Below are 13805 nucleotides of genomic sequence, written 5' to 3' on the forward strand. Positions count from 1 at the left end.
AGTACATTGGGCGTTCGCATTCTGGCGCAGGCAGCCTATGACCACACCGATCCTGGAGCACGCGCGATGGTGGCGTACGGGGCTGGAGATCGTGCTGGTCACGCTCGGTTCCGCCGTTATCGCCCTGAACTACTATGTCTTGCTTCAGCCGAACGAGATCTTGCCTCCCGGCCTCGGGGGACTACTCGCGTTGGCCTCCCGTCAATTCGCTCTGCCGTTCGATGTCGTCTACTTCGCCGTCAACATCCCGCTATTTCTGCTCGGATTCCGTGTAGTCGGATTGCGTTTTCTGCTGCTCAGTCTGGCAGGGACGGTGGCCATGTCGCTTTTTCTCAAGCTATTCAGCGGAGTACCGGGCTTTCATGGACTCGTCCTCGGCGCTCTGCTCGGCGGCTTGCTGAACGGCGCCGCTATTGCCGTCATCCTGCTGTGTCGTGGATCGACCGGCGGAATGGACATCCTCTGCGTGGTGCTGTCTCGCAGATACCCGAGGTTTAGCATCGGCCAACTTTCGCTTTTGCTGAATACGTTGGTGATCGCGATTTCCGGGGCCTTTCTTGGCTGGGCAAGTATGTTGGCCACTATGGTCGCGATATTTTTGGCGGGAAAGGGGGTGGATTGGGTGATGCAATTGGGCAGTCGCTGGCAGCGTGGTGGGTGACGGCGAAACCGCAAAGAGAACGAGCAACGCGAGCCCACCCGATTGATCGATATACGACTTCGGGTTTCGGAAACGGATTTGCGGTCTATTGCACCGACCTTATTCCCTAAGCCCCCATCGGCACGAGCGCCATACCGCACGCCCCCGAAAATTTACTTGACATCTAAACTATCACGACCTAAATTAACCTCAAGCAGAGTCCACATTTGGGGAGCAAGCATGCGCATTGTCTGTATCGGCGGCGGTCCGGCCGGGTTGTACTTCGGCTTGTTGATGAAAAGCCGCAACCCGGATTACGAAGTCACGGTCGTCGAGCGCAACCGTCCCTATGACACGTTCGGCTGGGGCGTCGTGTTCTCCGACCAGACGCTCGGCAACCTGCGCGCCGCCGACGCCCCCAGCGCCGACGCGATCCTCGACGCGTTCAACCACTGGGACGATATCGAGATCAATTTCCGCGGCCGGCAAATCCGCTCGTCGGGTCACGGCTTCTGCGGCATCGGCCGTAAGCGGCTGCTGAACATCCTGCAGGCGCGCTGCGAAGAACTTGGCGTCAAGCTGGTGTTCGAAACCCAGGTGACGGACGACAGTGTCTACGAAGCCGACCTCATCATCGCCTGCGACGGCCTGAACAGCGCGATCCGGCAAAAATACGCAAGCACTTACCAGCCGGACATCGACACACGCGACTGCCGCTTCGTTTGGCTCGGCACCAAAAAACTCTTCGACGCGTTCACGTTCGCGTTCGAAGAAACCGAATTCGGCTGGTTCCAGGCGCATGCCTACCGTTTCGACGACCAGACCTCTACCTTCATCGTCGAAACGCCCGAGCGCGTGTGGCGCGCCGCCGGTCTCGACGAGATGAGCAAGGAAGACAGCATCGCCTTCTGCGAAAAGCTGTTTGCGAAGTACCTCGACGGTCACGCGCTGATGTCGAACGCCGCACATTTGCGCGGCTCGTCGCAGTGGATTCGCTTTCCGCGCGTCGTCAATGGCGAATGGGTGCATTGGCGCCGCAATGCCGACGGCTCGCAAACGCCTATCGTGCTGATGGGTGACGCCGCGCATACGGCGCATTTCTCGATCGGCTCCGGCACCAAGCTCGCACTCGAAGACGCGATCGAACTCGCCAACAGCATCGGCGCCCATCCCGGCGATCTGTCCGCCGCGCTAAAGCACTACACCGAGGTACGCAGCATCGGCGTTCTGCGCATCCAGAACGCGGCGCGCAATTCGACGGAGTGGTTTGAAAACGTCGACCGCTATACGTCGTTCGAGCCGGAACAGTTCGCGTATTCGCTGCTCACGCGCTCGCAACGCATTTCGCACGAAAATCTGCGCGAGCGCGACGCGGGCTATCTGTCGGGCTTCGAAGACTGGCTCGCGCAACGCTCGGGAGTCGAACGCGCGCCGAGCCAGCATTCCGTGCCGCCGATGTTCACGCCGTTCACGCTGCGCGGCGTCACGTTGAAAAACCGCGTGGTGGTGTCGCCAATGGCGCAGTACTCGGCCGTCGACGGCATCGCTGGCGACTATCACCTGATGCACCTCGGCGCTCGCGCGATGGGCGGCGCCGGGCTCGTGATGACGGAAATGACCTGCGTGTCGCCTGAGGCCCGCATCACGCCCGCGTGCCCTGGCATGTACGCGCCCGAGCATCTCACCGCGTGGAAGCGCATTGTCGATCTCGTGCATCGCCAGTCGGATGCGAAGATCGGCATTCAGCTCGGCCATTCGGGCGCCAAGGGGTCGACGCGCGTCGCGTGGGAAGGCATCGATCAGCCGCTCGCCGAGGGCAACTGGCCGCTCGTGTCCGCGTCGCCGCAGCAATATCTGCGTGGCGTCAGCCAGCACTCGCGCGAAGCCACGCATGCAGAGCTGCGCGCAATCGAAGCGCAATTCGTCGACGCGACGCGCATGTCGGCGGACGCGGGCTTCGACTGGCTCGAACTGCATTGCGCGCATGGCTATTTCCTGTCGAGCTTCCTGTCGCCGCTGACCAACCAGCGCACCGACGAATATGGCGGCTCGCTCGAAAACCGTTTGCGTTATCCGTTGCAGGTGTTCAAAGCCATTCGCGCCGTGTGGCCGCAAGACAAGCCGATTTCCGTGCGTATCTCCGCGAACGATTGGGTCGAAGGCGGCACGACGCCGGACGATGCCGTGCAGATCGCTCGCGCGTTCAAAGCGGCCGGCGCCGACATGATCGACGTGTCGTCGGGTCAGGTCAGCAAGGAAGAAAAACCGGTGTACGGCCGCATGTTCCAGACGCCGTTTGCGGATCGCGTGCGCAACGAGGCCGGCATCGCGACGATCGCGGTCGGCGCGATTTCCGAGGCGGACCACGTGAACAGCATCATCGCCGCGGGCCGCGCTGATCTGTGCGCGATCGCGCGTCCGCATCTCGCGAATCCGTCGTGGACGCTGAACGAAGCGGCGAAGATCGGCTACTTCGATGTCGCGTGGCCGAAGCCTTACACCGCCGCGAAGTCGCAACTGGAACGCAATCTGGAACGCGAGCGCGCGCAGACCATCGCGAACGCGGGTCTGTCGCCGCAAGAACGCGCGCAACGCGCAGAAGGAACCACGTGAGCCACGCGAATACGCCCCTCTCCTCGCTCGCGGGACAACACGCCGTCGTGACCGGCGGCGGCAGCGGCATCGGCGCGGCGATTGCCCAGGCGCTGTTGCGCGCCGGCGCCCGCGTCACCCTGATGGGCCGCAACGTGCAGCGGCTCGACGCACAGCGGGAAAAATTCAGCGCGCTCGGCGACGTCACGTATCTCGGCGTGGATGTGACGCAGGAAGAGTCGGTCGCGAAGGCGTTCGATCAAGCGGGTGCCGTCGATATCCTCGTCAACAACGCGGGACAGGCGCAAGCTGCGCCGTTCACGCACACCGACATGGCGCTGTGGCAGCGCATGCTCGACGTGAATCTCACCGGCGTCTTTCTCGGCACGCGCGCGGTGTTGCCTGGCATGCTCGAACGCGGGCATGGGCGCATCGTCAATGTGGCCAGCACGGCGGGGCAAATCGGCTATGCGTACGTCGCCGCCTACTGCGCGGCGAAACACGGCGTGATCGGTCTCACGCGTTCGCTCGCGCTCGAAGTCGCGACGAAGGGCATCACCGTCAATGCGGTGTGCCCCGGCTACACGGAGACCGAACTGCTGCACGCGTCGCTCGAACAGATCACCAGCAAAACCGCGCGTACCGAACAACAGGCGCGCGAAACTTTGCTGCGCTCGAATCCACAACATCGCTTCGTGAGTCCCGAGCAGGTTGCCAACAGCGTGCTGTGGCTGTGCCAACCCGGCTCGGATGCGATCACGGGGCAATCCATTTCCATCTCTGGCGGAGAAGTGATGTGACCAAGTCATCGAACATCAAGAAGCCCGCTGCGGCGGGCGAAACGAAAGCGCAGCGCAAAGGCGTCGCCAAACCCGCGGAGAACGTCGTGGACCTCGAAATGAGCACTGGCGCGGACAGCCATATGGGTTTGCGTCTGTGGCTGCGCATGCTGACCACGACCAACCTCGTGCAGGCCGAATTGCGCAAGCGTCTGCGTAACGAATTCGACACGACGCTGCCGCGTTTCGATCTGATGGCGCAGCTGGAGCGTCATCCGGAAGGGCTGAAGATGACCGAGCTGTCGCGCCGTTTGATGGTGACGGGCGGCAACATCACCGGCATTACGGATCAGTTGGAAAAAGAAGGCCTGGTGTCGCGCGATACCGACCCGAATGATCGCCGTTCGATCAGCGTGTGCCTGACGCCCGTCGGACGGAAGGCGTTCGACAAGATGGCGGCCGCGCACGAGCAATGGGTCGTTGAATTGTTCGGCGGCCTGAGTCTCGAGGAGAAGTCGCGCACGCATCAGCGCCTGGGCAAGCTCAAGCAACATCTGCTCGACAGTCTGAAAGACTGACGGGCACCGAACCGCAGGAAACCACCACCATGACACGATCCAATGCCGACGCCCTGCTGGCCGGCAACCGCCTGACCCTCGCCGGCTACGACGCACGTCACTTCGGCTGGTCGGTGACCGACAAGGTCGCAACGATCACGCTGAATCGCCCCGAGCGCAAAAACCCGCTGACCTTCGAATCGTATGCGGAGCTGCGCGACCTGTTCCGCCAACTGACCTATGCGACCGACGTCAAGGCGGTCGTGATTCACGGCGCGGGCGAGAACTTCTGCTCCGGCGGCGACGTGCACGACATCATCGCGCCGCTGATCGATCTGCCGATGCCGGAACTGCTGCTCTTCACGCGCATGACCGGCGACCTCGTCAAAGCGATGCGCCACTGCCCGCAACCGATCATCGCAGCCGTCGACGGTGTCTGCGCCGGCGCAGGCGCAATTCTCGCGATGTCCTCGGACATGCGCCTCGGCACCGCGCGCAGCAAGCTCGCGTTCCTGTTCTCGCGCGTCGGTCTCGCGGGCTGCGATATGGGCGCATGCGCGATCCTGCCGCGCATCATCGGTCAGGGGCGTGCCGCCGAACTGCTGTTCACGGGCCGCTCGGCGAGCGGAGATGAAGGACACGCATGGGGCTTCTACAACCGCCTGTGCGAACCGGCCGCGCTCGTCGAAGAAGCGCAGAAGCTTGCTGCCGATCTCGTCGCCGGTCCGACTTTCGCGCACGGCATCACGAAGAAGATGCTGCATCAGGAATGGAGCATGAGCATCGACGAAGCGATCGAATCGGAAGCGCAGGCGCAGGCCATCTGCATGAGCACGCGCGATTTCGAGCGCGCGTACAGCGCGTTCGCCGCGAAATCGCGTCCGGTGTTCGAAGGAGACTGAGTTGAGCGCACACAACGAAATGGATTTGCATAGCGCGCTCGCGTGGCCGTTCTTCGAGCCGCGTCATCGCGAACTGGCGGCCGGCATCGAAGCATGGTGCAGCGCGAATCTCGGTCACGAAGATCACGCGGACACCGACGCGACCTGCCGGCGTCTCGTGCGTGAACTCGGCGCGGCGGGCTGGCTGAAGTATGGTGTGGGCGGCGTCGCGTACGGCGGCCACGGCGACACGATCGACACGCGCGCCGTGTGTCTCCTGCGCGAAACGCTCGCCAAACATTCGGGCCTCGCCGATTTCGCATTGGCGATGCAAGGCCTCGGTTCGGGCGCGATCTCGCTCGGCGGCACGCATGAGCAGAAGTCGCGCTATCTGCCGCGCGTCGCGAACGGCACCGCTCTCGCCGCATTCGCGCTGTCGGAACCGGAAGCTGGCTCGGACGTCGCCGCGATGGCGCTGTCGGCCCGCGAAGACGGCGACGCGTATGTGCTCGACGGCGACAAGACGTGGATCTCCAATGGCGGCATCGCTGACTTTTACGTGGTGTTCGCCCGAACCGGCGAAGCGCCGGGCGCGCGCGGCATCAGCGCGTTCATCGTCGATGCCGATACGCCGGGGCTCGAAATCGCCGAACGCATCGACGTGATCGCGCCGCATCCGCTTGCGCGTCTGCATTTTGCGGGCGCTCGCGTGCCGCGCAGCCAGATGCTCGGCGCGCCCGGCGAAGGCTTCAAACTCGCGATGCGCACACTGGATATTTTCCGCACGTCGGTGGCGGCCGCGTCGCTCGGTTTCGCGCGTCATGCGATGGCCGAGGGTATCGCGCGGGCCGCGTCGCGCAAGATGTTCGGCCAGACGCTCGGCGATTTTCAACTGACGCAGGCCAAGCTCGCGCAGATGGCGTTGACCATCGACAGCAGCGCATTGCTGGTCTATCGCGCCGCATGGCTGCGCGATCAAGGCGAAAACGTCACGCGTGAAGCGGCAATGGCGAAGTGGCACGCGAGCGAAGGCGCGCAGCAGGTGATCGACGCCGCCGTGCAACTCTTCGGCGGCATGGGCGTGCAAAGCGGCACCGCCGTCGAGATGCTGTACCGCGAGATTCGCGCGCTGCGCATTTACGAAGGCGCGACCGAGGTGCAGCAGTTGATCATCGGCCGCGATCTGTTGAAGGCGCATGCGGCCGCCGCCGGAGCGCCACGCTGATGAACGCGACCTTCGAACGGCCCGTGCGCATCCGCTTTTCGCACTGCGATCCGGCGGGCATCGTGTTTTTTCCGCAGTATCTGGTGATGACCAACGCGCTGGTCGAAGACTGGTTCAACGAGGGCTTGCACGTCGACTACGCGCACATGATCGCGCAGCGCCGCGTCGGATTGCCGATCGTCAAACTCGAGTGCGAGTTTTCGCGGCCGAGCCAGATGGGCGAAACGATCACGCTGACGCTCAGCGTGAATGCGATCGGCCGACGCTCGATCGGCATCGACGTCGTCGGCCATTGCAACGGCGAGACGCGCTTTCGTGCGAAGCAGGTGCTCGTGACCACGTCGTTCGAAAGCGGCAAATCCATCGACATTCCCACCGACATCGCGAGCGCGCTCGCGACGTTTGCACCCCAACCCGAAGCCATCGAGGCGCATCGCTCATGAAAAAAGCTCTCCTTCCCGCCGGCTGGATCAAACCGCGCGGCTACGCGAACGGCGTCGCGGCCAGCGGCACGCAGGTTTTCATCGCCGGTCAGATCGGCTGGGACGAACAGGCGCGTTTCCAGACCACCGACTTCGCCGCGCAAGCCATCCAGGCGCTGAAAAATGTCGTGGCCGTGCTTCACGAAGCGGGCGGCAAGCCCGAGCACCTGGTGCGGCTCACGTGGTACGTCACCGACAAACGCGAATACCTCGCGGCGTTGAAAGACATCGGCCGCGCGTTTCGCGAGTTGATCGGCGACTACGACATCGCGATGAGCGCGGTGCAGGTCGTCGCGCTGATCGAAGACGATGCGAAGGTCGAGATCGAAGGGACCGCCGTGATTCCGCAGTAAGCGTCGAACGAAAAACAAGCCCACGTCACCACTTACGCCAACCGAAGCGCATTCAGCCGGCTCAACGCCCGGGAGACCCAGATGGAACCGTCAGCACACGTCGATACTTTCGCGCGCGACAATCTTCCGCCGCAGAATCAATGGCCCGTGTTTCTGCTCGACAATCCGGACGTGGCCTACCCGGCGCGTCTGAACTGCGCAAGCGAGTTGCTTGAGCGGACCATCGAAGCGGGTCATCGCGACCGTCCGGCGATCTGGTCCGACGTGGACGGCGCGCCGCGCGCCACCACCTACGGCGAACTGCTGGCGCTGGTCAATCGCAGCGCACACGTGCTGGTCGACGAAATGGGTTTGCAGCCCGGCAACCGTGTGCTGCTGCGCGGACCCAACACGTTGCAGATGGCCGTCACCGCGCTCGCCGCGCTGAAGGCGGGCCTCGTCGTGGTGCCGACCATGCCGTTGCTGCGCGCGAAGGAACTGAAGCAGATCATCGACAAGGCGCAGATCGGCGCGGCATTGTGCGACGCGCGTCTGACCGACGAACTGAAACGCTGTGCCGATCCTCAAGACGAGTTCTACTGCCCGAGCCTGAAACAGACGCGTCTCTTTCACGACGACGCCGCCGACTCGCTCGACACCCTCGCGATCAACAAGCCCGACCACTTCACAGCGTGCGACACCGCCGCCGACGACGTCTGCCTGATCGCCTTCACGAGCGGCACGACCGGCGCGCCGAAAGGCTGCATGCACTTTCATCGCGACGTGCTGGCAATGTGCGATCTGTTCCCGCGTCACGTGCTCAAGCCGACGTCGAGCGACGTGTTTTGCGGCACGCCGCCGCTCGCATTCACGTTCGGCCTCGGCGGCCTGTTGTGCTTTCCGCTGCGCGTGGGTGCGTCCACGGTGCTGATCGAGAAGCTGACGCCCGAGACCCTGCTGCAAACCGTCGAACGTTTTCACGCGACCATCATGTTCACCGCGCCGACCTTCTACCGGCAGATGGCGCCGCTCATCGCGCGTCATGACGTGTCGAGCCTGAAGAAGACGGTGTCGGCCGGTGAAGCGTTGCCCGATTCGACGCGGCGTCTGTGGCGCGACGCGACCGGCATCGACATGATCGACGGCATCGGCGGCACTGAGCTGATCCACATTTTCATTTCCGCGCAGGGCGACGAGATTCGGCCGAACGCGATCGGCCGCGCGGTGCCTGGCTACGTCGTGCGAGCCGTCGACGACGCGATGCAACCCGTGCCGCCCGGCACGATCGGCAAGCTCGCGGTGCGCGGCCCGACCGGCTGCCGCTATCTCGCCGACGACCGGCAGGCGAAGTTCGTGCGCGACGGCTGGAATCTGCCGGGCGATTCGGTCTATCTCGACGCGGACGGCTACGTGTTCTATCAGGCGCGCGCCGACGACATGATCGTCTCGGCCGGCTACAACATCTCCGGTCCCGAAGTGGAAAGCGTGCTGCTCCAACACGATGCGGTGTCCGAGTGCGGCGTGATCGGCGTGGCGGACGACACCCGTGGACAGATCGTCAAGGCGTTCGTCGTGCTGAACCAGGGTTATGCGCCGGATGACAAACTGGTCGCGCAACTGCAGGATTTCGTGAAAAATAGCGTGGCGCCGTATAAATACCCGCGCGTCATCACGTTCGTCGATGCGTTGCCGCGCACCGAAACCGGCAAGCTCAAACGTTTCGAGTTGCGCACGATGACGTGACCCACTTCATAGCCCAGGACCGGAGACACAACGCATGGCCGCCTCTTTCATCGAAGTCGTCGCCCAGGATGGCGGCCGTTTCAACGCTTACGTCGCGCGTCCGGCGCAAGGCTCGGGCCCCGGGCTCGTTCTGCTCCAGGAGATCTTCGGCGTCAACGACACGATGAAGGCCACCGCCGACCGCTACGCCGAAGAAGGCTACGTGGTGCTGGTGCCGGATCTGTTCTGGCGCATCGAGCCGGGCATCGAACTCGGTTACGGCGACGCCGACATGCAACAGGCGCTCGGCTATCTCAGCCAGTTCAACGTCGACCTCGCCGTCGACGACATCGCCGCGACCGTCGCCGCGTTGCGCGCGCTGCCCGAGCAGGCCGGCAAGGTCGGCACCGTGGGCTACTGCCTCGGCGGCAAGCTCGCGTTCCTGAGCGCGGCGCGCACCGACGTCGACTGCGCGGTCAGCTATTACGGCGTGGGTCTCGAAGCGCATCTGGACGAAGTGTCCGCCGTGCGCTGCCCGATGGTGTTTCACTTCCCCGAAAACGACTCGCACTGTCCGCCGGCCACGCGCGAGCAGATCAGCGCCGCGCTGCGCACGCGCCCGCAAATCGAGCAATACGTGTACCCCGGTTGCGATCACGCGTTCGCCGCGCCCGCGCGTCCGCAGTACGACAAGCCTGCCGCGATGATGGCGTACTCGCGCACGCTCGCGCTGCTGCGCAAGGTGCTCGGTCCGGTCTACGATCTGAACGCGCTGTGGGAAGCGCACTGCTATCACGAGTTCGCCACGCGCGACGTGGACGCGGTCATGCCGACCATGGTCGCCGAGCCCTACGTCAATCACGTGCCGACGATGACCGGCGGCGTCGGCCATGACCGGCTCAAGCGTTTCTACACGCATCACTTCGTCAACTCGAATCCGCCCGACACGAAGCTGATTCCGATTTCGCGCACGATCGGCGCGGACCGTATCGTCGACGAGTTCATTTTCAGTTGCACGCACAGCTGCGAAATCGACTGGCTGCTGCCGGGCGTCGCGCCGACCGGCAAGTACTTCGAAGTGCCGATGCTGGCGGTGGTGTGCTTTCGCGGCGACAAGCTCTACAACGAGCACATCTATTGGGATCAGGCCTCGGTGCTGGTGCAGGTCGACCTGCTGAATCCCGAGGGACTGCCGGTGGCCGGGATCGAAAGCGCACGCAAGCTGCTCGACGAAACCTTGCCGTCGAATCAACTGATGGGCGACAAAGCGCGGGTCTGATTCGTGCGAGTGGGCATGGGACACGAGGTGCGGCCGGGGTGCGAATAGAGTCACACCTCGGCACATCGTCCCTATGATGGGACGCTTTATCGACCCTTCTCGCCAACCTCCATCGACCCATGCTCACCGTCCATCATCTGAACAACTCCCGCTCGCAACGCGTGTTGTGGCTGCTCGAAGAACTCGGCGTGCCGTACGAGATCAAGCGTTACGAGCGCGATCCGAAAACGATGCTGGCGCCGCCCGAGTTGCGCGCGGTGCATCCGCTCGGCAAGTCGCCGGTGATTACCGATGACGGCCTGACCATCGCCGAATCGGGTGCGATCGTCGAATATCTGGTCGATAAGTACGGCGAGGGGCGCCTCGCTCCCGCGCGCGGCACACCGGAACGCTTGCGCTACACGTACTGGCTGCATTACGCGGAAGGCTCGGCGATGCCGCCGCTGCTGCTGAAGCTGGTCGCGCAGCGCATTGCCGGCGCGCCGATGCCGTTCTTCGCGAAGCCGATTGCGCGCAAGATCGCGGCGACGTTGCAATCGAGCTTCGTCGATCCGCAACTGAAATTGCACCTCGGCTATATCGACAAGGAACTGAGTGCGACCGGCTGGTTCGTCGGCAACGACTTCACCGCCGCCGACGTGCAGATGAGCTTCCCGCTCGAAGCCGCGATGGCGCGCGGCGGCATGAACGGCCAGATTCCCGCGATAGCCGGTCTCCTGAAGCGCATTCATGCGCGCCCGGCCTATCAACGCGCGCTCGAACGCGGCGGCAAATACGACATACTCGGCGGCGACTGAGGCTGTGCACGGCCCGGGGTTTCGTAGTGTGATGCGAAACTCGCGGGTGCTAGACTCGAAAGCTCATTGCCTGCTCGATCGCGGCACAGGAGCATCCGTATGACCCATTCCATTCATGGCAGGCAACGCTGGCTCGCGCTGATCGTCCTGTGCCTCGGCGTGTTGATGATCGTGCTCGACACCACGATCGTGAACGTCGCGCTGCCGTCGATCGCGGCGGACCTCGGCTTCACCGAGACCGCGCTGGTCTGGGTCGTCAACGCGTACATGCTGACGTTCGGCGGCTGTCTGCTGCTCGGCGGCCGGCTCGGCGATCTGTACGGACACCGCAAGCTGTTCCTCGGCGGCATTACGTTGTTCACGCTCGCGTCGCTCGCTTGCGGGATGGCGAACTCGCAAATCCTGCTGATCGCCGCGCGCGCCGTGCAGGGTTTGGGCGGTGCGATTGTCTCGGCGGTCTCGCTGTCGCTGATCATGAATCTGTTCACCGAACCCGCCGAGCGCGCAAAAGCGATGGGCGTGTATGGCTTCGTCTGCGCGGGCGGCGGCAGCATCGGCGTGCTGCTCGGCGGCTTGCTCACCAACCTGCTGAGCTGGCATTGGATCTTTCTCGTCAACCTGCCGATCGGTGTTGCCGTGTACGCGCTGTGTGTCACGCTGCTGCCGTCCGGGCGCGGCCATGCTCACGGCGAGCGGCTCGATGTGGCCGGCGCGGTGACCGTCACCGCGTCGCTGATGCTCGCCGTCTACGCGGTGGTCAACGGCAACGAAGCGGGCTGGGCCTCGGCGCAGACGCTCGGCTTGCTGCTCGTCGCGCTCGCATTGCTGGGCACGTTCCTGATGATCGAAGCGCGGGTCCGGCATCCGTTGATGCCGCTCGGCTTGTTCCGCTTGCGCAATGTCGCGACCGCGAACGTGGTCGGCGTGCTGTGGGCCGCCGCGATGTTCGCGTGGTTCTTCATCTCCGCGTTGTACCTGCAACGCGTGCTCGGCTACCGGCCGTTGCAGGTCGGTCTCGCGTTCCTGCCCGCCAACCTGATCATGGGATTCTTTTCGCTCGGGCTGTCGGCGCGCGTGGTGATGCGCTTCGGTTTGCGTCGTCCGCTGGCGGTCGGTCTGCTGGTCGCCGCGTGCGGTCTCGCATGGTTCGCGCGCGCACCGGTCGACGGCAGCTTCGTGCCCGACGTGCTGCCCGGCATGATCCTGCTCGGCTTCGGCGCGGGCATCGCGTTTAATCCGATGCTGCTCGCCGCGATGAGCGACGTCGATCCGGCCGATTCGGGCCTCGCGTCCGGCATCGTCAATACGTCGTTCATGATGGGCGGCGCGCTCGGCCTCGCAGTGCTCGCGAGTCTCGCGGCCGCGCGCAGCGACGCGCTGCACGCGTCGGTCGGCGCGACGGCGGCGCTCAACAGCGGCTATCACGTGGCGTTTCTGTTCGGCGCGATTTTCGCGGCCGCAGCCGGTGTGCTCGGCGGCCTGCTGTTGCGCTCGGGCCGGCCCGGCGACGCGGGCGCGCCTTCGCGGGCTGCTGGCAACGCGGCGGCGACGGAACACTACTGAGCCGCGCGCCCTCAGCGCAGACCCGGTTGCAGAACAGCAAGCGCGATCAAACACGACGGTTCGTTGGTGGCTATGCTGGCTTCATGCACACGTGAGAGCCGATATGAACCCGGTTGGTAAGGCACTCTGGTTTATCGAAAGCCACTTCGCGGACGCGTTGACGCTCGACGACATCGCCCGCTGTGGATGCGTGTCGCGCTTTCACATGGCGCGCGCGTTCGAAGCGGCCACCAGCTTGCCGGTGATGCGCTACGTGCGCGCGCGTCGTCTGAGCGAAGCGGCGCGATGCCTCGCCGACGGCGCGCCCGATATCCTCGCGGTCGCCATCGACGCCGGCTACGGCTCTCACGAAGCATTCACGCGCGCGTTTCGCGAGCAATTCGGACTCACGCCCGAAGCGCTGCGCGCGCGTGGCCAGCTCGACAACATCGCCATCGTGGAGCCGATCAAAATGGACGAAACCTTACTCACGCATCTGGAGCCGCCGCGTTTCGAAGACAGCAAGCCGTTTCTCGTCGCGGGACTGAGCGAGCGCTATACGTGCGATACCAGCACGGCGATTCCATCGCAATGGCAGCGCTTCGGCGCGTACTTCGGCAAGGTGCCGGGACAAGTGGGCGGCGTGGCGTATGGCGTGTGCTACAACGCCGACGACGCGGGCAATTTCGATTATCTGTGCGGCGTGGAAGTCGGCGATTTTTCGGCGCTGCCGGCGGACTTGAGCCGCGTGCGGATCGCTGCGCAACGGTATGCGGTGTTCAGCCATCGCGAGCATATTTCGACGATCCGACGGACGTGGAATACGATCTGGAATCAGTGGCTGCCGGCGTCGGGGCACGCGCCCGCGGATGCGCCGAACTTCGAGCGCTATGACGAGAAGTTCGATCCGGTCAGTGGGATGGGCGGCCTGGAGATCTGGTTGCCGCTGAAGAGTTGACGCGCGTGATGGCCGGTTT

Annotated in this window: 13 protein-coding genes; all 13 read left to right on the top strand. The window is 64.2% G+C overall.

What is annotated here, in order from left to right; all coding sequences use genetic code 11:
• The first annotated feature begins 37 nt into the window (after positions 1–37).
• Entirely contained in the window at positions 38–661 is a 624-nt protein-coding gene (locus tag BGI01S_RS14585) for a YitT family protein (protein ID WP_042326465.1), read from the top strand.
• Positions 662–880: 219 nt separating this feature from the next.
• Positions 881–3253, top strand: a complete 2373-nt coding sequence (locus BGI01S_RS14590) for a bifunctional salicylyl-CoA 5-hydroxylase/oxidoreductase (protein ID WP_042326466.1) — start codon at positions 881–883, stop codon at positions 3251–3253.
• Positions 3250–4032, top strand: coding sequence for an SDR family NAD(P)-dependent oxidoreductase (locus tag BGI01S_RS14595; RefSeq protein WP_042326467.1), 783 nt, complete (start codon positions 3250–3252; stop codon positions 4030–4032). The genes BGI01S_RS14590 and BGI01S_RS14595 overlap by 4 nt, the downstream gene beginning before the upstream one ends.
• Complete coding sequence (locus BGI01S_RS14600) at positions 4029–4589, top strand: MarR family winged helix-turn-helix transcriptional regulator (RefSeq protein ID WP_042326468.1); 561 nt, start codon at positions 4029–4031, stop codon at positions 4587–4589. Before BGI01S_RS14595 ends, BGI01S_RS14600 begins: the two co-directional genes overlap by 4 nt.
• Before the next feature lie 29 nt (positions 4590–4618).
• Positions 4619–5470: an enoyl-CoA hydratase family protein gene (locus BGI01S_RS14605; protein ID WP_042326469.1), complete on the top strand. Its 852-nt coding sequence runs from the start codon at positions 4619–4621 to the stop codon at positions 5468–5470.
• A 19-nt stretch (positions 5471–5489) separates the two neighbouring features.
• The gene (locus BGI01S_RS14610) at positions 5490–6674 is read left to right on the top strand and encodes an acyl-CoA dehydrogenase family protein (protein ID WP_408638642.1); all 1185 of its coding nucleotides are present in this window, start codon (positions 5490–5492) and stop codon (positions 6672–6674) included.
• Positions 6674–7117 carry an acyl-CoA thioesterase gene (locus tag BGI01S_RS14615; protein WP_042326471.1) on the top strand — a complete coding sequence of 148 codons (444 nt, stop codon included), beginning with the start codon at positions 6674–6676 and terminating at the stop codon, positions 7115–7117. The genes BGI01S_RS14610 and BGI01S_RS14615 overlap by 1 nt, the downstream gene beginning before the upstream one ends.
• Entirely contained in the window at positions 7114–7509 is a 396-nt protein-coding gene (locus BGI01S_RS14620) for a RidA family protein (RefSeq protein ID WP_042326472.1), read from the top strand. Before BGI01S_RS14615 ends, BGI01S_RS14620 begins: the two co-directional genes overlap by 4 nt.
• 81 nt (positions 7510–7590) lie before the next feature.
• Positions 7591–9231: an AMP-binding protein gene (locus tag BGI01S_RS14625; RefSeq protein ID WP_042326473.1), complete on the top strand. Its 1641-nt coding sequence runs from the start codon at positions 7591–7593 to the stop codon at positions 9229–9231.
• 34 nt (positions 9232–9265) lie between these two features.
• Positions 9266–10489 (top strand): dienelactone hydrolase family protein, encoded by a 1224-nt coding sequence (locus BGI01S_RS14630; protein ID WP_042326474.1) that lies wholly within the window; start codon positions 9266–9268, stop codon positions 10487–10489.
• A gap of 119 nt (positions 10490–10608) precedes the next feature.
• Positions 10609–11286 (top strand): glutathione S-transferase family protein, encoded by a 678-nt coding sequence (locus tag BGI01S_RS14635; protein ID WP_042326475.1) that lies wholly within the window; start codon positions 10609–10611, stop codon positions 11284–11286.
• Positions 11287–11385: 99 nt separating this feature from the next.
• The gene (locus BGI01S_RS14640) at positions 11386–12849 is read left to right on the top strand and encodes a DHA2 family efflux MFS transporter permease subunit (protein WP_042326476.1); all 1464 of its coding nucleotides are present in this window, start codon (positions 11386–11388) and stop codon (positions 12847–12849) included.
• Between the two features lie 103 nt (positions 12850–12952).
• Positions 12953–13786, top strand: coding sequence for an AraC family transcriptional regulator (locus BGI01S_RS14645; RefSeq protein ID WP_042326477.1), 834 nt, complete (start codon positions 12953–12955; stop codon positions 13784–13786).
• Positions 13787–13805: the final 19 nt, after the last annotated feature.

The organism is Paraburkholderia ginsengisoli NBRC 100965 (assembly GCF_000739735.1).
GTDB classification, from domain to species: Bacteria; Pseudomonadota; Gammaproteobacteria; order Burkholderiales; family Burkholderiaceae; genus Paraburkholderia; species Paraburkholderia ginsengisoli.

Bases quoted from the DNA above. Each gene is read 5' to 3' on its own strand.
- BGI01S_RS14585 (WP_042326465.1), top strand. From the start codon at position 38: ATGACCACACCGATCCTGGAGCACGCGCGATGGTGGCGTACGGGGCTG.
- BGI01S_RS14590 (WP_042326466.1), top strand. From the start codon at position 881: ATGCGCATTGTCTGTATCGGCGGCGGTCCGGCCGGGTTGTACTTCGGC.
- BGI01S_RS14645 (WP_042326477.1), top strand. From the start codon at position 12,953: ATGAACCCGGTTGGTAAGGCACTCTGGTTTATCGAAAGCCACTTCGCG.
- BGI01S_RS14610 (WP_408638642.1), top strand. From the start codon at position 5,490: ATGGATTTGCATAGCGCGCTCGCGTGGCCGTTCTTCGAGCCGCGTCAT.
- BGI01S_RS14615 (WP_042326471.1), top strand. From the start codon at position 6,674: ATGAACGCGACCTTCGAACGGCCCGTGCGCATCCGCTTTTCGCACTGC.
- BGI01S_RS14605 (WP_042326469.1), top strand. From the start codon at position 4,619: ATGACACGATCCAATGCCGACGCCCTGCTGGCCGGCAACCGCCTGACC.
- BGI01S_RS14635 (WP_042326475.1), top strand. From the start codon at position 10,609: ATGCTCACCGTCCATCATCTGAACAACTCCCGCTCGCAACGCGTGTTG.
- BGI01S_RS14640 (WP_042326476.1), top strand. From the start codon at position 11,386: ATGACCCATTCCATTCATGGCAGGCAACGCTGGCTCGCGCTGATCGTC.
- BGI01S_RS14620 (WP_042326472.1), top strand. From the start codon at position 7,114: ATGAAAAAAGCTCTCCTTCCCGCCGGCTGGATCAAACCGCGCGGCTAC.
- BGI01S_RS14625 (WP_042326473.1), top strand. From the start codon at position 7,591: ATGGAACCGTCAGCACACGTCGATACTTTCGCGCGCGACAATCTTCCG.
- BGI01S_RS14630 (WP_042326474.1), top strand. From the start codon at position 9,266: ATGGCCGCCTCTTTCATCGAAGTCGTCGCCCAGGATGGCGGCCGTTTC.